The 23008-nt window shown below is 66.4% G+C and carries 18 protein-coding genes; 12 read left to right on the top strand and 6 right to left on the bottom strand.

Going from position 1 to position 23008, the window contains the following annotated elements:
- Positions 1 to 81 precede the first annotated feature (81 nt).
- Positions 82 to 3264 carry an efflux RND transporter permease subunit gene (locus tag KYG_RS17245; RefSeq protein WP_008906215.1) on the bottom strand — a complete coding sequence of 1061 codons (3183 nt, stop codon included), beginning with the start codon at positions 3262 to 3264 and terminating at the stop codon, positions 82 to 84.
- 8 nt (positions 3265 to 3272) lie between these two features.
- A complete protein-coding gene (locus KYG_RS17250; RefSeq protein WP_034695112.1) occupies positions 3273 to 4490 on the bottom strand; it encodes an efflux RND transporter periplasmic adaptor subunit in 1218 nt (405 codons plus the stop codon).
- 279 nt (positions 4491 to 4769) lie between these two features.
- Between KYG_RS17250 and hpnC the strand changes: the two genes are divergently transcribed.
- The 9 genes from hpnC to KYG_RS17290 all read left to right on the top strand — a co-directional run bounded on the left by hpnC (position 4770) and on the right by KYG_RS17290 (position 15356).
- A complete protein-coding gene (hpnC, locus tag KYG_RS17255; RefSeq protein WP_008906217.1) occupies positions 4770 to 5594 on the top strand; it encodes a squalene synthase HpnC in 825 nt (274 codons plus the stop codon).
- A gap of 401 nt (positions 5595 to 5995) precedes the next feature.
- Positions 5996 to 7405 (top strand): L-serine ammonia-lyase, encoded by a 1410-nt coding sequence (locus KYG_RS17260; protein ID WP_008906218.1) that lies wholly within the window; start codon positions 5996 to 5998, stop codon positions 7403 to 7405.
- Between the two features lie 587 nt (positions 7406 to 7992).
- Positions 7993 to 8379, top strand: a complete 387-nt coding sequence (locus tag KYG_RS24500; protein ID WP_139019408.1) for a hypothetical protein — start codon at positions 7993 to 7995, stop codon at positions 8377 to 8379.
- Between the two features lie 65 nt (positions 8380 to 8444).
- A complete protein-coding gene (locus KYG_RS24505; RefSeq protein ID WP_008906219.1) occupies positions 8445 to 8834 on the top strand; it encodes a hypothetical protein in 390 nt (129 codons plus the stop codon).
- Between the two features lie 75 nt (positions 8835 to 8909).
- On the top strand, positions 8910 to 9266 hold the full coding sequence (locus tag KYG_RS17270) for a hypothetical protein (protein WP_139019409.1): 357 nt from the start codon (positions 8910 to 8912) through the stop codon (positions 9264 to 9266).
- A 17-nt stretch (positions 9267 to 9283) separates the two neighbouring features.
- On the top strand, positions 9284 to 9754 hold the full coding sequence (locus tag KYG_RS17275) for a GIY-YIG nuclease family protein (protein WP_008906221.1): 471 nt from the start codon (positions 9284 to 9286) through the stop codon (positions 9752 to 9754).
- A 355-nt stretch (positions 9755 to 10109) separates the two neighbouring features.
- Positions 10110 to 10949 (top strand): presqualene diphosphate synthase HpnD, encoded by an 840-nt coding sequence (gene hpnD, locus KYG_RS17280; RefSeq protein WP_008906222.1) that lies wholly within the window; start codon positions 10110 to 10112, stop codon positions 10947 to 10949.
- Between the two features lie 28 nt (positions 10950 to 10977).
- Positions 10978 to 12303: a hydroxysqualene dehydroxylase HpnE gene (hpnE, locus tag KYG_RS17285; protein ID WP_008906223.1), complete on the top strand. Its 1326-nt coding sequence runs from the start codon at positions 10978 to 10980 to the stop codon at positions 12301 to 12303.
- 296 nt (positions 12304 to 12599) lie between these two features.
- Positions 12600 to 15356: a cation-transporting P-type ATPase gene (locus KYG_RS17290; protein ID WP_008906224.1), complete on the top strand. Its 2757-nt coding sequence runs from the start codon at positions 12600 to 12602 to the stop codon at positions 15354 to 15356.
- A gap of 21 nt (positions 15357 to 15377) precedes the next feature.
- On the opposite strand, the gene KYG_RS17295 is transcribed toward KYG_RS17290, so the two are convergent.
- The 3 genes from KYG_RS17295 to KYG_RS17305 all read right to left on the bottom strand — a co-directional run bounded on the left by KYG_RS17295 (position 15378) and on the right by KYG_RS17305 (position 17296).
- Positions 15378 to 15590 (bottom strand): DUF2788 domain-containing protein, encoded by a 213-nt coding sequence (locus KYG_RS17295; protein ID WP_008906225.1) that lies wholly within the window; start codon positions 15588 to 15590, stop codon positions 15378 to 15380.
- Positions 15587 to 16450, bottom strand: a complete 864-nt coding sequence (locus tag KYG_RS17300) for a DUF2189 domain-containing protein (protein ID WP_008906226.1) — start codon at positions 16448 to 16450, stop codon at positions 15587 to 15589. The genes KYG_RS17295 and KYG_RS17300 overlap by 4 nt, the downstream gene beginning before the upstream one ends.
- Positions 16451 to 16546: 96 nt before the next feature.
- Positions 16547 to 17296, bottom strand: a complete 750-nt coding sequence (locus tag KYG_RS17305; RefSeq protein ID WP_008906227.1) for an HAD family hydrolase — start codon at positions 17294 to 17296, stop codon at positions 16547 to 16549.
- A gap of 59 nt (positions 17297 to 17355) precedes the next feature.
- Here KYG_RS17305 and hemH point away from each other — a divergent pair, with 59 nt between their 5' ends.
- Both hemH and KYG_RS17315 read left to right on the top strand, forming a co-directional pair.
- Positions 17356 to 18471: a ferrochelatase gene (gene hemH, locus KYG_RS17310; RefSeq protein ID WP_008906228.1), complete on the top strand. Its 1116-nt coding sequence runs from the start codon at positions 17356 to 17358 to the stop codon at positions 18469 to 18471.
- 129 nt (positions 18472 to 18600) lie between these two features.
- Positions 18601 to 21093, top strand: coding sequence for a Lon protease family protein (locus KYG_RS17315; RefSeq protein ID WP_034695143.1), 2493 nt, complete (start codon positions 18601 to 18603; stop codon positions 21091 to 21093).
- Between the two features lie 339 nt (positions 21094 to 21432).
- Here KYG_RS17315 and KYG_RS17320 read toward each other — a convergent pair whose 3' ends face one another.
- Positions 21433 to 21735: a putative quinol monooxygenase gene (locus tag KYG_RS17320; protein WP_007182542.1), complete on the bottom strand. Its 303-nt coding sequence runs from the start codon at positions 21733 to 21735 to the stop codon at positions 21433 to 21435.
- 66 nt (positions 21736 to 21801) lie between these two features.
- Between KYG_RS17320 and KYG_RS17325 the strand changes: the two genes are divergently transcribed.
- Positions 21802 to 22815 (top strand): GlxA family transcriptional regulator, encoded by a 1014-nt coding sequence (locus KYG_RS17325; protein WP_008906230.1) that lies wholly within the window; start codon positions 21802 to 21804, stop codon positions 22813 to 22815.
- The last annotated feature ends 193 nt before the right edge of the window (positions 22816 to 23008 follow it).

Consider the following 23008-nt stretch of genomic DNA (forward strand, 5'->3'; position numbering starts at 1 on the left):
AACAAACAGGCGGCAACCTCAGCTGCCGCCTGTGTGAAATCGGTCAACCTTCTATTTTACCTGATGCGGACATGCCGCCTGTCAAACGCCCCCCAGAAGTTCGGGCTCCGGGCGTTTGACGCGAAACCACGCCGCGTACATCGCCGGCAGCGCCAGCAGGGTCAGCACGGTGGCAACGATCAGCCCGCCCATGATGGCCACGGCCATGGGGCCCCAGAACACGCTGCGTGACAGCGGGATCATCGCCAGCACGGCGGCGGCCGCCGTCAGCACAATGGGGCGCAGGCGGCGCACGGCCGACTCGACAATCGCGTCCCACGCAGGCACGCCCCGGGCGCGGTCCTGCTCGATCTGGTCAATCAGGATCACGGAGTTGCGCTGGATCATGCCCATGAGCGCAATCACACCGAGCAGCGCCACGAAGCCAAAAGGCCGGTTCAGCACCAGCAGCGCCGCCGCCACACCCGCCAGCCCGAGGGGCCCGGTCAGGAACACGAGCATCGCGCGGCTGAAGCTGTGCAGTTGCAGCATGAGCAGCGTGAACGTGATGAACAGCATGATGGGGATGCCCGCCGCGATCGAGGCCGAGCCCTTGGAGCTTTCCTCCACGGCGCCCGCCACCTCGATGCGGTAACCCGTCTGCCCTGCCGAGCGCCACTTGGCTTCCATCGCCTTGAGAGACGGCAGCAGCGCGGCCGTCACGGTGGCGCCCTGCAAGCCCTCGGTCACGTCGCCCTGCACGGTGATGGCGTAGTCGCGGTTTTCGCGCCACATTACTCCAGGCTCCCAGGTGAACACGGGCTTGGCAATCTGCGTGAGCGGAATCGACTTGCCCGAGGCCGTGGGCAGGTAGGCATTGGCAATGTCGGTGATGGCATTGCGCTCGTCCAGCGGCTGGCGCAGCACGATGTCGATGAGCTTGTCGCCCTCGCGGTATTGCCCCACCTGCGTGCCCGACAGAATGGTCTTGGAGGCCTGCGCGATCGACTGACTGGTGACGCCCAGGGCACGCGCCTTGGCCTGGTCGACCTCCAGGCGCAGCACCTTCACGGATTCGTTCCAGTTGTCGTTCACGCCACGCATGTCGGGGTTCTGGCGCAGTTGTGCCTTCACCTCGTCCGCACGCTCGCGCAGCACCAGCGGGTCGGGGCCCACCACGCGGAACTGCACGGGATATGGCACGGGCGGGCCGTTGGGCAGCAGCTTGACGCGGCCACGCACTTCCGGGAACTCCTCGGCAAGCAGCGCGGGCAGCTTCACACGCAGCGATTCGCGCACCTTCAAGTCCTTGGGCACCACAATGAACTGCGACACGTTGCTCTGCGGGAACACCTGGTCCAGCGGCAAATAGAACCGCGGCACGCCAGAGCCCACCCAGGTGCTCACCGTGTTCACGCCCGGCTCGGACAGCAAGCGCTGCTCCACCCGCTTGGTGACCTCTTCATTGCCTGCAAACGAAGTGCCTTCCGGGAACCAGATGTCCACCAGAATTTCTGGCCGGCTCGAATCGGGGAAGAACTGCTGTTGCACCTTGCCCATGCCCACAATGCCGAGCGCAAAGGTCAGCACCGTGGCGCCGATGGTCAGCCAGCGGTGCTGCACGCACCAGTCCACCAGGCGGCGGAAGGTGCGGTAAAACGGGCTGTCAAACACTTCGTGCGGGTCGTCGGTGATGCCCTTGTTGGCCTGGGCCGCCAGCACATGGGGCGGCACCTTGAGCAGCAGCGTGCCCAGGTACGGCACAAAGTACACCGACACGATCCAGCTGAGCACCAGCGCGATCACCGTCACGGCAAAGATCGCAAACGTGTATTCGCCCGTGGTGGATTTCGCCAGGCCGATGGGCAAGAAGCCCGCAGCGGTGATCAGCGTGCCCGTCAGCATGGGCATCGCGGTGATCTCATAGGCAAAGGTAGCGGCGCGCACCTTGTCGTAGCCCTCTTCAAGCTTGAGCACCATCATCTCGACCGCAATGATCGCGTCGTCCACCAGCAGACCGAGCGCAATGATCAGCGAGCCCAGCGAGATCTTGTGCAGGCCGATGCCCCAGTACCACATGGCCAGAAAGGTGACGGCCAGCACCAGCGGGATGGTGATGCCCACCACCAGCCCCGGGCGCGGGTCGATGTACCAGCGCTTCCACAGCGGCTGATTGCCGGGGCGCTTGTGCAGCCCCAGAGCGATGAAGCTCACCGCCAGCACGATGACCACGGCCTCGATCAGCACCTTCACGAACTCGTTCACCGAGGTGGACACCGCCTTGGGCTGGTCTTGCACGTTGACGAGCTTCACGCCGGCCGGCAGCGTGCTTCCAATGCGGTCGGTGGCAGCATGCAGCGCCTTGCCCAGCGCAATGATGTCGCCGCCCTTGGCCATGGAGACGCCCAGCGCAATCACTTCCTGCCCCTGGTGGCGCACCTTCACGGTGGCCGGGTCCACATAGCCGCGCTTGACCTCGGCGATATCACCCAGGCGCAGTTGTGCGCCCGACGGGCCCCGGATGGGCATGGCACGCAGGTCTTCGATGGCGTTGAACTGGCCTTCCACGCGCACCTGCACCTGGTCATGCGGGGTCTGAATGGCGCCTGCGCTCTCCACGGCGTTTTGCTGGCCCAGCTGGGCCAGCACCTGGTTCATGTCCAGGCCCAGTTGCGACAGGCGCTTTTGCGAGATCTCGATGAAGAGTTTTTCGTCCTGCACGCCAAACAGCTCAACCTTGGCGACATCGGGCACACGCAGCAGTTGCTGGCGTGCGTCGTCGGCAAATTGCTTGAGCTCCGCATAACTGAAGCCTTCGGACTCCAGCGCGTAGATCACGCCATACACATCGCCAAAGTCGTCGTTGAAGAACGGGCCCTGGATGCCCTGCGGCAAGGTGTAGCGCATGTCGCCCACCTTCTTGCGCACGCTGTACCAGACGTTGGCCACCTCGCTCGCCTTGGACGAATCCTTGATCTGGAAAATGATCTGCGACTCGCCGGGCTTCGAATAACTGCGGATCTTGTCGGCGTAGGGCACCTCTTGCAGCGTGCGCTCGATCTTGTCAGTGACCTGCTCGGCCACCTGCTGCGCCGTGGCGCCGGGCCAATACGTGCGCACCACCATGGCGCGGAAGGTGAACGGCGGGTCTTCGTCCTGCCCGAGCTGGAAATAGGCGGCAAAGCCCAGCAGCATCAGCACCACCATCAGGTAGCGCGTGAGGGCGGGATGGTCGAGCGCCCACTTGGAGAGGTTGAACCCCTCTTTGGGTTGGATTTGCGTCATGGCCGGCCTCAGTTGGCGTTGGCTGCTGCGGGGGCCGCTGCCGTGGCAGCAGGTACAGCAGATACGGCAGGCATCGCTACTGAATTAGTAGCTGTCTGCGCTTTACTGGTATGCGCTGAAGCCGTTTTTGGCTGATAAACCAGTACCTTCTGCCCGGGGGAGAGCACATGCACACCCGTGGCCACCACCTGCATGCCGGGGGCTAGACCCGCAGCCACCACGGCCTCGTTGCCATCGGCAGTGGCAATCTGCACCACCTGCGACTTCACCGTGCTGCTGGCCGCGTCATACACCCACACCGCCGTGGACTGCCCCTCCTGGCGCAGCGCGCTCGTGGGCAGCTTGATGGCCGGAATGCCCGCGTGGCTCAACGCCTTGGGCGTGACATACACGGTGGAGCCCAGCGCCGGTGCCTCGGCGCCGTCGATGGCCACCTTGATTTGATAAGTGCGCGTGGCAGCGTCGGCACTGGCGGCCACTTCGCGCACGCGGCCTGCCAGGTTGGCGCCGCCAGACCAGCCGCGCACCGCCACTTCAGAGCCCGCGGTGATCTGCCCCACCTTGTCCTCCGGCACCGCAAACACCACGTCGCGGGGGCCATCCTGCGCGATGCGCACCACGGGGGTTCCGGCCGACACCACCTGGCCGGGTTCGGCGTCAATGCCCGTGACCACGCCCGAGACATCCGCCACCAGGGTGGTGTAGGCCGCCTGGTTGCCCTGGGACGACAGCTGCGCGCGCGCCTGGTCGAGCGTGGCCTGGGCGGCCTTGAGCGACGCCTCACGCCGCTCCAGCTCGGCGCCGCTGATGAAGTTCTGGTCTTTCAGGGTCTGGTAGCGCTTGAAATCGGCGGCGGCCAGGTCACGCTGCGTGGTGGCCGATGCCAGCTGCGCGCGGGCCGCATCGGCCGCCAGCTGGTAGTCGCGCGGGTCCAGCTGGGCCAGCACCTGCCCCGCCTTCACGCGCTGGCCCAGCTCGGCCTGGCGACGCACGATCTTGCCCGCCACGCGAAAGCCCAGGCGCGACTCCACCCGCGCACGCACCTCGCCCGAATATTCCAGGCTGGACTGCATCGCCCCCACCCCCACGGTCAGCAACTTGACCGAGCGCACGGGCTCCTCGGGTGGCGCGGGGCGCGAGCAGGCGGCCAGCAAAACAGCGGTGGCCAGCACCAGCAAGGTCCGGGAGTGCCGTTGAAAAGGCCACGGGGCGGAGGGTGTGCGCATGGGAAATCCGGTGATGGGTAAAGGGCCACAAGGAGTAACACGCAAAACGCAGGCACGGGTGCCTGCGCTGCAACGGGGATACCGGCCAGTCGCCTTGTCCCCTGTCCAAGAGTTGTTGTTTTTTACTGACTGACCGGTTAGTAATCTATGAGAAGCCCTGCCCCTTGTCAAGCGACAATCCGGGGTGTGAACGACCGAACCCGCCTTCCTTCAGACGCCGCCCCCACCCCGGCACCCTCCACTGCCCTGCCCGAGCCAGCGCTGGCCCAGGCAGCCCCCGTGACGCATTACGAGAACTTCCCGGTTGCGTCGGTGCTGTGCCCCCCTCACCTGCGCCAACCCATTTCCGCCATCTACGCCTTCGCCCGCACCGCCGACGACATCGCCGACGAAGGCGACGCACTGCCTTCCCAAAGGCTGGCCGACCTTGCGGCCTACCGCCAGGACCTGATGGCCATCGCCCGCGACGAGCCGCCCTCGCCCCGCTGGGCCCAGGTGTTTCTGCCGCTCCAAGCCGTGCTGCGCACCCACCAGCTGCCCGTGCCGCTGCTGGCAGACTTGATCAGCGCCTTCATGCAGGACGTGGAGAAAACCCGCGATGCCGAGGGCTACGCCGACCGCGCCGAGCTGCTCGACTACTGCCAGCGCTCCGCCAACCCCGTGGGCCGCCTGCTGCTGCACCTGTATGGCGTGACGGATGACAAGGCGCTGCAAGAAAGCGACGCCATCTGCACCGCGCTGCAGCTCATCAATTTCTGGCAAGACCTCTCGGTGGACATCCCCCGCGGCCGCCACTACCTGCCCCGTGCGGACTGCGCCGCCCATGGCGCCTGCCAGGCCGAGCTGCTCGAACTCAAAAGCACGCGGGAGAACGTACGCCTCATCAGCGATTGCGCCCGCTGGGCGCGCGCCACCATGCAAAGCGGCGCGCCACTGGTGCACCGCCTGCCCGGCCGCGCCGGGTGGGAGCTGCGCCTGGTGGTGCAAGGCGGCCTGCGCATCCTCGACAAGGTGGACACACTCAAAGGCGGCAGCCTGCACACCCGCCCGCGCCTGCATGCATGGGACTGGTGTGTGATGCTGGCGCGTGCGCTGGTGATGTAGCGAGGCGCGAGATCGCCCGGCACCATTCGCAGGCAATGCCACTGTAAGAAAGATTCATGGGCCGCAAGCCTGGCCATGTGCCCCGTGTGTGGCCACAAGATATTTGAAGTTAATCAGGCTCCACCGCTTTACAGCATTCAATAGTTTGCTATTGATTTTGATAACACTCAAAGCCTGTGGGTGCGCATCCACGCGCAATGCAGTGCGCGCATCAGGGATTACGCGTGTGCCCTGGGCCGGGCCGCACGGTTAGCCTCGCGCCCACTCTGGCACCAAGAGTGCTGGCAGTACGAAGGATGTTGATGCATGAACAGACCAGCGGTGGCGCCACCCGCGCCACCGCTGATTTCCTGGCCCTGCGCCATCCAGTCCCCACCGCATCCACCCGGTAGCCCTCCTCCATGTCCGTCAGCGTTTTCGACCTCTTCAAGATCGGTATCGGCCCCTCCAGCTCGCACACCGTGGGCCCCATGATTGCGGCGCGGCAGTTTGCCTGCCACCTGCAGGCCACCGTGGGGCTGGCGGCAGTGCACAGCGTGGTGGTGGAGCTTTTTGGCTCGCTGTCTGCCACGGGCGTGGGCCACGGCACCGACAAGGCCGTGCTGCTGGGCCTGGCCGGCCACGAACCCGACCGCATCGACCCTGACCAGATCGCCCCCGCCATCGCCCACATCCGCAACAGCCGCACGCTGGCTCTGCTGGGCGAGCACACCATCGGGTTTGTTGACAAAGACCACCTGCTGTTTCGCCGCAAAAGCCTGCCGCTGCACCCCAACGGCATGGCCTTCCATGCACTGGATGCGCAGGGCGCCGAGATTGCCCTGCGCGAGTACTACTCCGTGGGCGGCGGCTTTGTGATCGATGCGGCCGGCGAACGCGTGCTCAACACCGCAGCGCACGCCCAGCCCCATGCCGCAGGCCACGGCCAGGGCCTGCCCCACCCGTTTCACACCGGCGCCGAGCTGCTGGCCCAGTGCCGCACCACGGGCCTCACGCCAGCGCAGCTCATGGCCGCCAACGAGCAGCACTGGCGCAGCGCCGCCGAAGTGCAGCGCCAGCTCATGGCCATCTGGAAGACCATGGCCGGCGCCGTGCAACGCGGCTGCGCCGCCACCGGCACCCTGCCCGGCCCCATGCACGTGCGCCGCCGCGCGGCCGAACTGCACAAAAGCCTCAGCAGCCACCCCGAAGCCGCGCTGCGCGACCCCCTGGCCATGCTCGACTGGGTCAACCTGTACGCCATGGCCGTCAACGAAGAAAACGCCGCCGGGGGCCGCGTGGTCACCGCCCCCACCAACGGCGCGGCGGGCGTCATCCCGGCCGTGCTGCACTACTACGTCAACTTCCTGCAGGGCGCGGGCAAGGCCTGTGAAGACGGCATCGCCACGTTTTTGCTCACCGCGGGCGCCATCGGCATCATCTACAAGGAAAACGCCTCGCTCTCGGGCGCCGAGGTGGGCTGCCAGGGCGAGGTGGGCGTGGCCTGCTCCATGGCCGCCGGTGCGCTGGCCGCCGTGATGGGCGGCACACCCGAGCAGATCGAAAACGCCGCCGAGATCGGCATGGAACACAACCTGGGTATGACCTGCGACCCCGTGGGCGGCCTGGTGCAGATCCCCTGCATCGAGCGCAACGCCATGGGCGCCATCAAGGCCATCAACGCCGCCCGCATGGCCCTGCGCGGTGACGGCCAGCACGTGGTCTCGCTCGACAAGGTCATCAAGACCATGATGCAGACCGGCGCGGATATGAAGGTCAAGTACAAGGAGACATCGCGCGGGGGGCTGGCGGTGAATGTGGTGGAGTGTTGAGGGGGAACGCGCCCTTTGCGCCCTAGCTACCTTTTTGCACCCTGAGCCGTCGTTTTTTCGCAAGGAGCACGCGTTCTACTGGCCCTGCGCTGGGTCTGTTTCCTGCTGGCCGCTGACCTGCAGCAGCCAACGTCCTGCGGGCAAGTTGGGGGTCTGAGCCGCCGTGAGAAGGGCCGCCGGCAAGCTGACATTGGCTTGCTGCTCGTTGCTGATGGACTCCGGGTGTCTACCTGCTGGGAAGCTATAGTTTGCCGATTTGGCGCGTGCCGGGTTTCCCGGAATTTTTATACCTGGATGTTTGAACAGATCATCCTCCTCAAACCGATGCTGCTAGCCACTTCCAGGAGAAATCAGTGTCCAGAATATCCCGCACGGTCCAGTTTATCCCGCAGGTTTAGGGATGTCCTGCATAACTCCCTGCGGTCTGTGATAGCGCGGCCTCGGGCAGTCCGCTGCGTTGCTTTTCTTGCCAATAGCCCAGCTATTGGCTGCAAAAAGACGCCTTGCGGCCTATCCCGATCCGCACTACCACCGACTCGCGAGGGTTATGCAGGACATCCTTAGCGGGATACATCAAGTTAGAGCTCATGTCAATCGCCCTTCGAACGTCCTCGGCCGTCACCGGCGCAGTATTGGCGGCAGGTTTTTTTTGGGGCTATGCGGGCTTGGCGGATGTTGGAAGTGCCGGGAACCGCATGGACCCCGGCCGTTCTGAAGCGATGGTCGCTGGCCCACTCTACTTGCTGCTCCTGCTAGTACTTGCCTGGGTTTGCCGAAAATCGAAGGATCCGGGGGCGATAGCGTACGGGGTTGAGGTTCAGAAGAACTTTAAAAAGACGGGTATTGCGCTATTACTTTGTGTTCCCGCTGCATTTTTTTTCATCGGTTTTATTGCACCGCCTTTCATTGTCGCAACTTCAGCGGTATATCTTCTTATGTCAGCACTCAATGTGAAGCCGAGCAATGAGCGCTAACTGTTCGTCGCAGCCGACCGCTACGCGGCGGCTGAACTCAGAGCGTTAAGGCGCACAGGCGATACATGCGCTTCATTGCCAAGGCTTCCCTTCTGCTGCTTGGTCTTTGCGTCGTCGCGGGAGGCTGGCTGGCTTGGAGCTACAACCAACCCAGCGTCAGCGCACAGCCCTTTCAACGTGCCTCGTGGCTCAGCGGCTCAAGTGTCCTGGAAAGCGTCGGTGACCCGGGCTGCGTTCGCGGTGCGATGGCGCTTGAATTAATCGATTCGAATCGTCTGATCGGAATGAATTCCGAAGAACTTACCGCGCTACTTGGCCCAGCGACTGAGAAGGGAACTGATTGGATTTATCCGCTCGGCCAGTGCTCTGGTTTTGGTTGGGAAGACAGCGCACTGATGATCAATTTAGGCAGCGAAAAGAAGGTCATCTCCGCGAGGTTCCAGCGTGCGCCTTAACCTTTCATTGCAGCCGACCCAGGCCGGCTGCACCGGCCGGTCGGCTGAATTCGTTAGGCGCCAATGGTTAGATCGTTGAAGTTTTCGTTCGCCGTAGCAGCCCAGCTTTTAGCGCCAGCCGCACTTTACCTGTGCGTGGGGCTCTACAACGGCCGCACCACTGGCCTCGAGTACCTGCCGCAGAACTATCTCTTCATGGCGGCGCCGCATCTGCTCGTGGCGTTGTCGGCGCTCTCGCCTTCTCTGAGACGTCCAGCGTTACTTTGGCTGCTTACTCTGCTCAATTCGCTTCTAATCGCGTTCCAGCTCTGGGTGCTTCTGGCGGTTCCACCCCGCGAATCCGGGCTGGCTTGGGTTCTTTACATCCCACTTTGGTTGCTTGCTCTCGCGCAGCGGCAGCGCACAGTTGCCAACAAGTCGGTTGACACCTAACTCAGGTGCTAGTCCTCATGGATACCGAGTTCCTTCTACACGTCGCCTCTCTCCGGCCAAAGCTTGACGCACTTCTGGCGATGGAGCCTGTGAAGCCATCCCTGCTTCCGAAGCAGATGCCGAAGGCTGGCGTGTATCTTCTATCCGAAGGCAACGAATACCTATACGTTGGACGCAGCAACAACATCCGAGGGCGGATCGGGAGACATTCGCGCCCCGGCGCGACGCACCGCATGGCTGCCTTCGCGTTCAGGATCGCACGGCAAGTGACAGGGCGACTTGATGCTTCATACAAAACCGGCGAGGGCACCCGTGATGCACTTGCGCGAGAGCCGGAATTCGCCAGAGCATTCGTGGAGGCCAAGGCCAGAGTTCGTGAAATGGATCTACGCTACGTCGAGGAGGCGGACCCCGTGAGACAGGCACTCCTTGAGGTCTATGTGGCGCTCGCAGTGAAGGCAAAACACAATGACTTCGATAACCACTGAGCTGCGGTCTGACGGGACGGTCGAGTAGGACACGTTCACACTGAGCGCCCACTTTTTTACCGCTTCCCTGGCTCTTTCTGGCCGACAGCAGTCTGTCAAAGCCTTGCCCCACCAGCCGCATAAGCTGCCCTGCAGTGCAAAGCTGACATCCATCGTCCAAAATCGCCAGCACCAAACGCTGCAGCCAGAAACCACACAGGCGGCAGAACGCGCTACGCAGGCATCCGAAGGGCCGTACTCGCGTCACTACCAAAACAATAGCTATTAGCGCATACCCCATAAGCGCCAGAGCCCAAAAACCCTTCAAATCCATCCACCCCACCCGCCACGGTGCGCCATGGGACAATCGCGCCCCATGACACCGCAGCAGTACGTACAGCAAAAGGCCGCCGCCTCGGGCAGCAGCTTCTATTACGCCTTCCTGTTTCTGCCCACGCAGCGCCGTGCGGCCATCACGGCGTTTTATGCGTTTTGCCGCGAGGTGGACGATGTGGTGGATGAAGTGACCGACCCCGGCGTGGCGAGCACCAAGCTCGCGTGGTGGCAGGCCGAGGTGGCCAAGGCCTTTGCGGGGCAGCCCACCCACCCGGTGATGCTGGCGCTGATGCCGCACACGGCGGAATTCGGTATCGAGCAGCGCCACCTGCAGGCCGTCATTGACGGCTGCCACATGGACCTGGAGCAGACCCGTTACCTCGACTTTGCGGGGCTCAAGGGCTACTGCCACCTGGTGGCGGGTGTGGTGGGCGAGGTGGCGGCGCGCATCTTTGGCCAGACCGAGCCGCGCACCACCGAATACGCCCACACGCTGGGCCTGGCGTTCCAGCTCACCAACATCATCCGCGACGTGGGCGAAGACGCCATGCTGGGCCGCATTTACCTGCCGGTGAGCGAGCTGCAGCAGTTTGACGTGAAGGCGCACGAGATTTTGAAGCGCACGTATTCCGACCGCTTCACCGCGCTGATGCGGTTTCAGGCCGAGCGCGCGCACCGGCTGTACGACGAGGCCTTTGCCCTGCTGCCGGATGCCGACCGCCGCGCGCAAAAGCCCGGCCTGATGATGGCCAACATCTACCGCACGCTGCTGCGCGAGATCGAGCACGAGAGCTTCCAGGTGCTGCACCAGCGCATCCGCCTCACGCCGCTGCGCAAGTTCTGGCTGGCGTGGAAGGTTCAGGCGCTGGGCCGGATGTAGCGGCGTGCAGACCCAAGGCGTCCCCTCGATGAACGTGGCGGTGATCGGTGCAGGCTGGGCCGGCATGGCGGCGGCCGTGGGCCTGGCGCAGGCCGGCATCATGCCCACGGTGTTCGAGACTGCGCGCGCCACCGGGGGCCGGGCCCGGGCCTTCAGCGGCCACGGCGTGCAGGGCGAACCGCTGGTGCTGGACAACGGCCAGCACATCCTCATCGGTGCCTATGCGGAAAGCCTGCGCCTCATGCGCCAGGTGGGCGTGGATGTGGATAGCGCGCTGCTGCGCCTGCCGCTGGCCCTGGTCTTCCCCGACGGCACGGGCCTGCGCCTGCCCGATCTGCCCCCGCCCTGGGATGCGCTGCTGGGCATTGCCCGTGCGCGGGGCTGGCCGCCGGGTGACAAGCTGGCCCTGCTGCGCACCGCCGCGCTGTGGCGTGTGCGCGGCTTTCGCTGCGCGCCGGACACCACGGTGCAGCAGCTGTGCGTCAAGCTGCCCCCGCGGCTCATGGCCGAATTCATTGACCCGCTGTGCGTATCGGCGCTGAACACGCCCTCGCAGGAGGCGTGCGGCCAGGTGTTTTTGCGCGTGCTGCGCGACAGCCTGTTCAGCGGCCGGGGTGGCTCCAACCTGCTGCTGCCGCGCACCGACCTGGGCACGCTTTTCCCCGAAACTGCTGCGCAATGGTTGCAGGCCCGCGGCGCACGCGTGCACACCGGGCGCCGCGTGCAAGCCCTGGCGCGCACTGCGCAAGGCTGGCGGGTGGATGGCGAGCTGTTTGACGCCGTGGTGCTGGCCACCTCCAGCACCGAAGCGGCGCGCCTGGCCCGCGCCGCCCAGGCCAGCCTGCCCGCGCCCGAAGCGCGCACCCTCGACGCCTGGGCCACCACGGCCGAGGCGCTGCGCTTTACCGCCATCGGCACGGTGTACGCCCAGGCCGCACCGGGCGCCCCCGCCGTGTTGCCGCAGCCGATGCTGGCGCTGCGGCCGGGCCCGGGGCAGCCCGCGCAGTTTGTGTTTGACCGGGGCCAGCTGGGCGGCCCCGCCGGGCTGCTGGCGTTTGTGGTGAGCGATGCCCATGGCGAGCGCGACACGCTCGAAGCGGGCGTGCTGCACCAGGCCGCCCGCCAGCTGGGCCTGGCCGGGCTGCGGCCCGTGCAGACCGTGGTGGAAAAGCGCGCCACCTTCGCCTGCACCCCCGCCCTGCAGCGCCCTGCCTGCGCCCTGGCCCCGCGCCTGTGGGCCTGCGGCGACTACACGCAAGGCCCCTACCCCGCCACGCTGGAGGGCGCGGTGCTGAGCGGCACGGCCGTGGCCCACGCGGTGGCGTCGCTTTGCAGCGCGGGAACCGCACTCTAATTTTTGAGTGTTTTTGGCCTCCGGCGCTTATCCATAAAGCGCCAGCAGCTATTTAATCAGTAGCATTTTGCCTGTGGGATGCACAGGCTGTCCCCCTCGGCATTTCCCTCGCCGACGGTCACACCACTGGGGATTCGATCGCAGCCCATGCCTGGCCGCGCAGGCCCGCCAATGCCCCGCGCCTTGACACACATCAAATCCCCACAGGCCCACGCCCCTAGACTGAAAAACCGCCCCGCGCCCGGGCCAGGTATACGCTGCCCCCGGGTTCTTCTTCGCCGAACGCCCAGCAACCCATGAGCCCGACGAACCTGCCGCCCTCCCCCGCCACACCGCCCCCCGCCGCCCCGGCCGACACCGCCACCGTCTGGCACAGCCTGGAGGCCAGCGCCGCGCTGCAGCAGCTGGGCGCTAGCGCCGACCGGGGCCTGACCGTGGAGGAAGCCGCCCTGCGCCTGGCCCGGCACGGCCCCAACCGCCTGCCGCAGACGCGCGGGCGGCCCGCGTGGCTGCGGCTGCTGCACCAGTTCCACAACGTGCTCATCTACGTGATGCTTGCGTCGGCACTGGTGACGGCGGCGCTCGGGCACTGGCTGGACACGGGGGTGCTGCTGGGGGCCGTGGTGATCAACGCGGTGATCGGCTTTCTGCAGGAGGGCAAGGCCGAATCGGCGCTGGATGCCATCCGGCGCATGCTGTCGCTGCAGGCCTCGGTGCTGCGCGGCGGCGAACGCCAGATGGTGGCGGCCGAGCAACTGGTGCCGGGCGACATCGTGATGCTGGCTTCGGGCGACAAGGTGCCGGCCGACCTGCGCATCGTCAACGCCCGCAACCTGCGTGCAGACGAGGCCGTGCTCACGGGCGAGTCGGTGCCGAGTGAGAAAACCCCCGACGCTGTGGCCGCCGACGCGCCCGTGGGCGACCGGCGCGGGATGCTGTATTCGGGCACGCTGGTCGCATCGGGCACGGTGGTGGGCGTGGTGGTGGCCACGGGGGCCCGCACCGAGCTGGGCCGCATCAGCGCCCTGCTGGCCACGGTGGAGGCGGCCACAACCCCGCTGCTGCGCCAGATTGCCCGGTTCAGCCACTGGCTGGCAGCGGTGATCGGCGTGTTTGTGGTGGCCACGTTTGCCATTGGCGTGTGGTGGCGCGGCCAGGCACCGGCCGAGATGTTCATGATGGCCGTGGCGCTGGCCGCATCGGCCATCCCCGAAGGCCTGCCCGCAATCATGACCATCACGCTGGCGCTGGGCGTGCGGCGCATGGCCACGCACAACGCCATCATCCGGCACCTGCCCGCCGTGGAAACGCTGGGCTCGGTCACCGTGATCTGTTCGGACAAGACCGGCACGCTGACCTGCAATGCCATGACCGTGCAGCGCGTGGCCACCGCCGACCGGGTGTACGAGGTGAGCGGCACGGGCTACGCGCCCGAGGGCGGCTTTCACCTGGGCGGGCAGAGCGTACCCCTGGGCGAGCACCCGGCACTGTTGCCGGTGGCCCAGGCCGCGCTGCTGTGCAACGACGCATCGCTGGCCCATGGCGACACCGGCTGGACGCTGACCGGCGACCCCACCGAAGGCGCCCTGCTCACGCTGGCGCTCAAGGCGGGGCTCGACGCCACCAGCGAACGCGCCGAACACCCGCGCACCGACGCGATTCCGTTCGAGTCCGAGCACCGCTTCATGGCCACGCTGCACCACGACCACGCGGGCCACGCGATGGTGCTGGTCAAGGGCGCGCCCGAGCGCGTGCTGGACATGTGCAGCGCCCAGCGCCGCGCAGACGGCACCGACGAGCCCCTGGACCACGACCACTGGCGCCGCGCCGCCAACGACTGCGCGGCCCGCGCGCTGCGGGTGCTGGCCCTGGCCACCAAAACCGTGCCCTCCAGCCAGCAGACGCTGGATTTTTCAGACGCCGAGGGTGGCTTCACGCTGCTGGCCCTGCTGGGCAGCATGGACCCGCCCCGCCCCGAGGCCATGGCCGCCGTGGCCGAATGCCATGCGGCCGGCATCCGGGTGAAGATGATCACCGGCGACCATGGCGAAACCGCCCGCGCCATCGGCGCCCAGCTGGGCATCGGCGTCGGCAAGCCCGCCCTCACGGGCGCCGAGATCGAGCTGCTGGACGACACCGCGCTGCAGCAGGTGGTGAGCGATGTGGACGTGTTTGCCCGCGCCAGCCCCGAGCACAAGCTGCGCCTGGTGCAGGCCCTGCAGGCGCACGGCGAGGTGGTGGCCATGACCGGCGACGGCGTGAACGATGCGCCGGCCCTCAAGCGCGCCGACGTGGGCGTGGCCATGGGCCACAACGGCACCGAGGCCGCCAAGGACGCCGCCGCCGTGGTGCTGGCCGACGACAACTTCGCCACGCTGGGCCGCGCCGTGCGCGAGGGGCGCGGCATCTACGACAACGTGCGCAAGTTCATCCTGTTCACGCTGCCCACCAATGGCGGCGAAGCGCTGGTGGTGTTCTGCGCCATTGCGTTCGGCCTGGCACTGCCGCTCACGGCGGTGCAGGTGCTGTGGATCAACCTGGTCACCTCCAGCACGCTGGGCCTGGCGCTCGCCTTTGAGCCCGCCGAGGACGACGTGATGCGCCGCAGCCCGCGCAACCCCGGCGAGCCCTTGCTCAGCGGCCTGTTCGTGTGGCGTGTGGTGATGGTGTCCGTGCTGATGGCCTGCGCCGCGCTCGGCCTGTTCCTGTGGGAGCTGGGGCAAGGCGCATCCATTGCAACGGCGCGCACCATGGCAGTGAGCACCGTGGTGGTGGCCGAAATGTTCTACCTGTACAACAGCCGCCACATCCTGCACAGCATGCTCAACCGCGAAGGGCTGCTGGGCAACCTCAAGGTGCCGGCCGCCATCGCGCTGTGCGCCGCGATGCAGCTGGCGTTTGTGCACGCCGCCTGGCTGCAACAGGTGTTCGGCTCCACGGATCTGACGCTGGCCGAGTGGGGGCGTGTGCTGCTGGCGGGCGCGGCCGTGTTTGTAGTGGCCGAGGTGGAAAAGTGGGGGCAGCGCCGCTGGCGGGCTATGGCGCGGGCATGACGCCCGCTGAGCCGTTCACGCCTACCGCTCCAGCCACCACTGGATCACGATCTTGGCCACATAGCCGAGGAATCCCACGCCCAGCCCCAGGAACAGCACAAAGGTGCCAAACCGCCCGGCTTTGGATTCCCACGCCAGCTGGCCGATGATGAACAGCATGTACAGGATGAACGCGCCCACCCCGTAGGTGAGAAAGAAGCCCGATATCTGCGCTTCGGTAAATCCAAAGATCACGGCGCCACCCCGCTGGCGTTAGCGACATTGGCGACGTTGGCAGCCTTGGCAGGCTCGCGCTCGGGCATGCCAGAGGCATCGACCAGATCCCGGTAGGCGTGCCAGCTGGCATGGCCCAGCACGGGCATCACCACCACCAGCCCCAGCAGCATCGAGCCCAGCCCGAGCAACGTCAGGCCCAGGATCAGCGCGGCCCACAGTGCCATGGGCAGCGGGTTCACCACCACCGCCTTCCAGCTGGTGAGCACGGCCTGCAGCAGCGTGGCGCGGCGGTCCAGCAGCAGCGGCATGGCCACCACGCTCGATGCAAAGATGGGCGCCGCCATCAGGCTGCCCAGGCCCAGCCAGATCTCGAACAGCCAGCCCTCGCGCGCCAGCACCACGTGGCGCAGAAAATCGAGCGGCGTGAGCACGGGCGCCTGCGCCAGCAGCGTGATGAGCGCCGCCGATGTCATCACCCACCCGGTGGCGGCCAGCGCCAGCAGCGCGCCGAACTGCACCATGCACCAGTAGTCGTTGCCCCATTTGTTGACATGGCTGTTTTGCCAGTTGAGCCAGGTCTTGAGCACCACGCCCAGGTTGGCGGGCTCACCGCGTTCCAGCGCGCGGCTCAGGGCATAGAGGCTGGTGGCCAGCACCGGCGCCACCACCAGAAAGCCCGACAGCGCACCCGCCAGCAGCCAGAAGCGGTGGTGCGCCACCGCAAAGATGGCCGCGCCAAACAGTGCCAGCGCCAGGCCCTGGGCCACGCTGATCCAGCCTGCACGCACCATGTCGCGCCAGCCCAGGGCCAGCCAGTGCAGGGGCCGCGTGAGGCCAATGGTGCGAATAGGGGGCAAAAAGTGGAGCTTGCGGGGCATGGCGGAAGGGTCGCTGGGCGACGGGTGAGTGTGACGTCAACGGGCAGCGGCATCAACCGCTGCGCAGTCAGGAATTGATCTGGGGCAAGAAGTACCTCAGGCCAGCAGCCGGCACAGCGCCGTGAGGCTGGGCACCGTGGCGTGGGGCGGCTGCCCATGCGGCCAGGGGTGGCTGGCGGTGTTGATCCACACGGCCTGCATGCCCGCGTTGAGCGCGCCCTGGGCATCCAGCGTGGCGTCGTCGCCCACATGCAGCACCTCATGCGGTGCCACCCGAACGGCGGTGGCGGCGGCGTGAAAGATGCGCGGGTCCGGCTTGGCCACGCCAAAGTCCGACGCGCTGATGCTGTGGCGAAAGTAGTGGCCGATGCCAATGCGGTGCACGTCGGCGTTGCCATTGGAGACGGCCACCACCGGGTAGCGCGCCGACAGAAAGGCCAGCGTGTCGTGGGCGTCGTCAAACAGCTCCACGCGCTGGCGTTCGGCAAAGAAGAGGTCAAACGCCGGCTCGGCCAGCTCGGGTTCATCGCCGGCCTGCGTCAGGGCCAGCCGGATCGACTCGCGCCGCAGCGCGCTCAGGTCTGCCTTAAGGTCCGGGCGCAGGGTCACCATCTGGTTGCGGATGGCGCGCAGCGCCTCGGTGTTGGAAAACAGCGCTGCAGTGGCCGGCGCATGGTGCGTGAGCCACTCCAGCAGCACCGCCTCGGCGCGCGCAATGGTGGGCCAGATGGGCCACAGCGTGTCGTCCAGGTCGATGGAGATGGCGCGGATGCGGGAGAGGTCCAGCAGGGAGGCGGCGTCGGCCCCGGCGGAGCCGGCCGAACCGGGGAAGGGAGTGTCGGGCATGGTCTGGCGAGAATACTCCACGCCTGCCCGGGGCCCGGGGCATTTGCCACAATGGGGCCATGCGCTCTCCCTTTTCCCCCGAACCCCCTTTTACCCACGGCCAGGCCGACCGCACCGCCGTGCTGCTGTGCAACCTGGGCACGCCCGACGAACCCACGGCCCCGGCCGTGCGCCGCTACCTGGCGCAGTTTCTGGGCGACCACCGCGTGGTGGAGATTCCCAAGCTGCTGTGGATGCCCATCCTGCACGGCATCATCCTGCGCACGCGCCCGGCCAAATCCGCCGCCAAGTACGCGAGCGTGTGGACTCCCGAGGGCTCACCCCTGGCCCACTGGACGGCCAAGCAGGCCACACTGCTGCGCGGCTGGCTGGGCGAGGCGGGCCACGCGGTGCTGGTGCGCCATGCCATGCGCTACGGCAACCCCTCCATCGCCAGCCAGCTCGATGCGCTCAAAGCCGAGGGCGCCACGCGCATCCTGATATTGCCGCTGTACCCGCAGTACTCGGCCACCACCACGGCCAGCGTGTTTGACGCTGTCTACACGTGGGCCGCAGCCACGCGCAACGTGCCCGAGCTGCGCTTTGTCAACCACTACCACGACGCGCCCGGCTACATCGACGCGCTGGCCCGCACCATCGAAGCGCACTGGAAGACCCACGGCCAGCCCGACCAGCTGGTGATGAGCTTTCATGGCGTGCCCGAGCGCACCCTGCACCTGGGCGACCCCTACCACTGCGAATCGCGCAAGACCGGCCGCCTGCTGGCCGAGCGCCTGGGCCTGCGTGAGGACCGCTACCGCATCACCTTTCAGTCGCGCTTTGGCAAGGCCAAGTGGCTGGAGCCCTACACCCAGCCCACCATCGAGGCGCTGGGCAAGGCCGGCACACGCCGCGTGGACGTGGTGTGCCCCGGCTTTACCAGCGACTGCCTGGAGACGCTGGAAGAAATCAACATGGAAGTGCGCGAGGCCTTTTTGCACGCGGGCGGTCAGGAGTTTCACTACATCCCCTGCCTGAACGACAACAACCACTGGATCACTGCGCTCAGCCGCGTGGCGCAGCAGCACCTGGCAGGCTGGCCCACCGAGGTGCCCGGCGCTGCAGCGCTGGCCGATGCGCGCAGCCATGCGTTGGCCGGTGGCGCGCCCAAGGGCGTATGCCCCGTGGCACACTGAACGAATACTATTATTTTTGTAGCTGCTAGCGCTTATCCAGTAAGCGCTGGAGCCTTGTTTTAATCATATTTTTGGTAGGCAGGCATCTGTACGATGCCCCTGCCCTCCGCCGCCCACCGACCCGCACCCATGTCTGTTTCTGCCCTCGCTCCCCACCAGCTGCGGCTGACCATTGACCCCGCCACGCTGGGCTTTGCCAGCACGGCCGAGCTGCACGACCTGCCCCTGCCGTGGATCGGCCAGGAACGCGCGCAGGCCGCTGCGCAGTTTGGCCTGGGGCTGCAGCAGCCCGACTACCACCTGTTTGTGCTGGGCGAAGTGGGCAGCGGGCGCGCGTCGCTGCTGCGCCAGGCCATGCAGGCGGCAGCCGCCGAACGCGCCGTGCCACCCGACCTGTGCTACCTGCACAACTTCGACCAGCCCGAGCGCCCCCGTGCCCTGCGCCTGCCCGCAGGCCAGGGCCGCCAGCTGCGCCAGGGCATGGCCGACATGGCCAAAAACCTCCAGGCCGACATCCCCAAACGCCTGGCCAGCCCCGACTTCCGGGCCGAGGCCGGGCGCATCGAGAAAACCTGGCAGGCGCAAGAGAGTGAAGCCTTTGCTGTGCTGGACACATTTGCCGAAGCGCGCCAGTTCCGCCTGAGCCGCGAGGCGGGGCACATGGTGTTCACCCTTAACGGCCCCAAGGGCCAGCCGCTGACCGAGGCCGAAGCCCGCGCCCTGCCGCGCGAGCGCCGCGCCGAGATCGACCTGGCCGAGCAGGCGCTGCGCACCGAGATTGCACGGTTTCTGGAAACCACCCGCCCGCTGGAGCGCGCACGCGACGACGCCCTGGCCGCCCTGCGCCGCAACGCCGTCAAGCCGCTGGTGGAGCACGCCCTGCAGGACATCCGCCAGGGCCTGCGCAAGCAGATCAAGGACGCCGTCAAACTCACCCAGTGGCTGGACCAGGTGGAGCGCTCGGTGCTGGAGCACATCGACCTGTTCGAGCCCGGCGATGCCGACCAGAACACCGACGCCGAAGACGACCGCAAGGACGCGCTCGATGACCTGCTCGCCCGCTGCCACGTGAACCTGGTGGTGGACAACGCCGGCCGCAGCGGCGCCCCTGTGGTGGTGGAAGACAACCCCACCGTGCGATCGCTGTTTGGCAGCATCGAGCACGGCTCGGACGCCGACACCATGCAGGCCGACCACGCCAGCATCCATGCGGGCAGCCTGCTCAAGGCGCATGGCGGGTTCATCCTGCTGCACCTGCACGACGTGGCGGCCGAAGAAGGCCTGTGGCAGCGCCTGCGCCGCTTTTTGCGCTGCGGGCGCCTGCAGATCGAGGAAGGCGGCGGCGGTGGCGGCGCGGCCCATGGCATCAGCCTGGGCCTGCCGGTGGCACTGCAGCCCGAGCCCGTGGATGTGGATGTGAAGATCGTGCTGATCGGCTCGGTGGACGAGTACTACGCCCTGCAGGAAGCCGACCCCGACGCCGCCCGGCGCTTTCGCGTGAAGGTGGACTTTGTGGAGCACTTTGTGGCCACGCCCGCCACGCAGCAGGCCACCGCCATCTTTGTGGCCCGCAGCTGCCAAAAGCGTGGCCTGCCGCATTTCTCGGCCAGCGCCGTGGCCCTGCTGCTGGAGCAGACCCACCGCGAAGCCGACGACCAGCGCCGCCAGAGCGCACTGTTTGCCCACACCGAGGCGCTGATCATCGAAAGCGCCGCACTGTGCCGGGCGCGCGGCGGTGCCCTGGTGGAGCCCCCCGATGTGCTGGCCGCCCAGCAGGCCCGCAGGCTGCGCCACAACTACCCCGAGCAGCAGCTGCACGAATCGATCGCCGAAGGCGAGCGCCTGATCACGCTGCACGGCTCCGTGGCGGGCCAGATCAACGCCATGACGCAGATCGACTTGGGCGACTACCGCTTTGGCTTCCCGGTGCGCATCACCGCGCGCACGTTTGCGGGGCAGGAGGGCCTGCTCAACATCGAGCGCGAGGTCGATATGTCCGGCCCCATCCACGACAAGGGCGTGCTGATACTGCACAGCTACCTCACCGCCCTGTTCAGCCACGTGGCGCCGCTGGCGCTCAATGCGTCCATCGTGTTCGAGCAGGAATACAGCGGCGTGGAAGGCGATTCGGCCTCGTGCGCCGAGCTGTACGCGCTGCTGTCCAGCCTGTCAGGCCTGCCCCTGCGCCAAGGCATTGCCGTGACCGGCGCACTCAACCAGCACGGCGAGGTGCTGCCCGTGGGCGGCATCAACGAAAAGATCGAAGGCTGGTTCCAGGCCTGCGTAGCGGCAGGGCTGGACGGCACGCAGGGCGTGCTGATCCCCGCCCGCAACCAGCGCCACCTGATGCTGGACCGCAGCGTGCTGGACGCGGTGGAGCGCGGGCTGTTCCATGTCTACACCATGGGGCACGTGAGCGAGGGGATTGCGCTGCTGACGGGCGAGGCTTCGGGCATGAGCCCAGCTGAGCTGCTGCAGGCGCAGGCTGATGAGCTGGCCGGAGGTGCGGCCACGGTGGAGGACACAGTGATGCAGCGGGCGGAAGTGACGCTGCGGGGGTATCGGAGGGCTTGTCAGGTGGCGGGGGGCGCGCGGAGGGGGCGCGCCGTTCGGGGGCGCTAGCTCGCTCAGTGCGCCGAAGACTAAAAGCGCTGGGGTCTGGCACCCGCGGTCGACCGCCCTGGGCCGAGGGTGTGACTACCGGCAACGGCGGTGCGATTTTTTTGAACAGCGCGGCGCTGACGTCATTGTTCTTGTTTCGCCCCATGCAGCGTCAAACGCCGATCAGGTGTTTGACGGTGCCATGGTTTTGTTAGCGGCTATGAACGCCGGGCTGAGTCATTCGCCACGAGCAGCCTGGGCACATGCCTTGATCCCCACCGGCCAATCGAGGGGCAGCGCCGCGCAGGGCCGTGTGACGCCCATCCTGCAGCGTGACCTGATGGGGTCAAGGCCGGGTTGTCATGCAGGCAGTTTGGCTGCAAGCAGTTCGACCTTCTCGATATTGGGCGGAGAACTGAGCAAGGTCGCTGCGTTGGCCATCAAGGCCGCGGCGATCTGGCCGTTCAGATGTGCCTGGCGACCTGCCTCATCGGCGAAGGCATCGAACACACCGAAGGTCGAAGGGCCAAACTTCAATGCGAACCAGGCCGTGGTGCCGGACTCTGCGTTGGCGAGCGGCAGTGCGCTGGCCAGGAAGTCGGCAAGCGCAGCCTCCTGGCCGGGTTTAGCTTCGAGGCGAACAAACAGGGCGAGCTTGGTCATGCTGTATTCCTTTGGGTAAATAGAAAAGTGGGAGAAGGGATCGACGAGACTGCAGTCTAAGTCTGCATGACAGACATCTCCAGTGGCAATAATGACAACATTGATATCATTGTTGCCATGAAACTCCACCTCCTTGTTTGTGATGGCGTGTTTGATCTGGGGCTTGCGGCGCTCACTGACACAGTGGGCTTGGCCAATGCGATGGCGGGCTCGCTGCCACAGACTCCCTCGCACATAGAGCTCACGCTGGTGGGCGTGCGGCGTCGCATCCGAACTGCGCAAGGCTTGACGGTCCCCGTGGTCACTGCGCATGGTGTGCCCGAACCAGACGTCGTGCTCGTGCCCGCGTTTGGCGACAAGATGCCTGACACGCTCTCGGCTCGGCTCACACGCCCCGATGTGCCCGATGCGGTCGCGGCGCTACAGCAGTGGTCCACCGCTGGCGCGCACCTTGGTGCCGCTTGCTCCGGTAGTTTCTTGCTTGCAGAGAGTGGCCTGCTTGATGGGCATCGTGCGACGACGTCATGGTGGCTGGGGCCGATGTTTCGGCAGCGCTATCCGAACGTCACGCTGGACGAGTCACGCATGATCGTGAACTCGACACGCTTCACCACCGCGGGTGCCGCTTTGGCCCACGTCGACTTGGCCTTGCGCATCATCCGAGGGCGCAGTCCGGCGCTGGCGGCCCTGGTGGCACGCTATCTGCTGGTCGAGACACGCAGCTCGCAAGCCGAATTCGTGATTCCCGACCACCTTGCGCATGCCGACCCGATGGTAGAGCGCTTCGAGTGCTGGGCCAGACGTCGGCTCGCGCAGGGGTTCTCGCTGGCCGAGGCGGCCAGCGCCGCGGGCACAAGTGAGCGCACCTTGGCGCGGCGGCTGCAAAGCGTTTTGGGAAAGACACCACTGTCGTATTTCCAGGACCTGCGCGTGGAGCATGCCGTCCATCTCTTGCGCACCGGGAACGCCAGCGTCGATCAGGTCGCCGCACAGGTCGGGTACTCGGATGGGGTGACGCTGCGGGCCCTGTTGCGCCGCAAGCTGGGCCGGGGTGTCAGGGAGTTGCGACGCGGTGGATGACCAAAGGCGTTTGGTGCATGTACGGCTGGAGACCGCCGCGAAACTGTCGGAAGCAAAGGCTTACCCACTTGCGTCTACTACATCGTGCCTTGGGTGCAAAAGCACCAGCCGTGCCAAAGCAGTCTTCAGTGACCTTTCAAAGGTCTGAGTATTGGGAATACTGTTAGCTTTACCACTGTTTTCTGTTCACTAA

Origin of the sequence: Acidovorax sp. NO-1 (assembly GCF_000238595.1) — a bacterium.
Taxonomy (GTDB): Bacteria; Pseudomonadota; Gammaproteobacteria; order Burkholderiales; family Burkholderiaceae_C; genus Acidovorax.

Excerpts from the sequence above, each read along its gene's own strand:
- KYG_RS17315 (WP_034695143.1), top strand. The coding sequence starts at position 18,601 with ATGTCTGTTTCTGCCCTCGCTCCCCACCAGCTGCGGCTGACCATTGAC.
- KYG_RS24505 (WP_008906219.1), top strand. The coding sequence starts at position 8,445 with ATGCGCTTCATTGCCAAGGCTTCCCTTCTGCTGCTTGGTCTTTGCGTC.
- KYG_RS17245 (WP_008906215.1), bottom strand. The coding sequence starts at position 3,264 with ATGACGCAAATCCAACCCAAAGAGGGGTTCAACCTCTCCAAGTGGGCG.
- KYG_RS17305 (WP_008906227.1), bottom strand. The coding sequence starts at position 17,296 with ATGCCCGACACTCCCTTCCCCGGTTCGGCCGGCTCCGCCGGGGCCGAC.
- KYG_RS17260 (WP_008906218.1), top strand. The coding sequence starts at position 5,996 with ATGTCCGTCAGCGTTTTCGACCTCTTCAAGATCGGTATCGGCCCCTCC.
- hemH (WP_008906228.1), top strand. The coding sequence starts at position 17,356 with ATGCGCTCTCCCTTTTCCCCCGAACCCCCTTTTACCCACGGCCAGGCC.
- KYG_RS24500 (WP_139019408.1), top strand. The coding sequence starts at position 7,993 with ATGTCAATCGCCCTTCGAACGTCCTCGGCCGTCACCGGCGCAGTATTG.
- hpnD (WP_008906222.1), top strand. The coding sequence starts at position 10,110 with ATGACACCGCAGCAGTACGTACAGCAAAAGGCCGCCGCCTCGGGCAGC.
- hpnE (WP_008906223.1), top strand. The coding sequence starts at position 10,978 with ATGAACGTGGCGGTGATCGGTGCAGGCTGGGCCGGCATGGCGGCGGCC.
- KYG_RS17290 (WP_008906224.1), top strand. The coding sequence starts at position 12,600 with ATGAGCCCGACGAACCTGCCGCCCTCCCCCGCCACACCGCCCCCCGCC.
- KYG_RS17300 (WP_008906226.1), bottom strand. The coding sequence starts at position 16,450 with ATGCCCCGCAAGCTCCACTTTTTGCCCCCTATTCGCACCATTGGCCTC.
- KYG_RS17320 (WP_007182542.1), bottom strand. The coding sequence starts at position 21,735 with ATGACCAAGCTCGCCCTGTTTGTTCGCCTCGAAGCTAAACCCGGCCAG.
- KYG_RS17250 (WP_034695112.1), bottom strand. The coding sequence starts at position 4,490 with ATGCGCACACCCTCCGCCCCGTGGCCTTTTCAACGGCACTCCCGGACC.
- KYG_RS17325 (WP_008906230.1), top strand. The coding sequence starts at position 21,802 with ATGACAGACATCTCCAGTGGCAATAATGACAACATTGATATCATTGTT.
- KYG_RS17275 (WP_008906221.1), top strand. The coding sequence starts at position 9,284 with ATGGATACCGAGTTCCTTCTACACGTCGCCTCTCTCCGGCCAAAGCTT.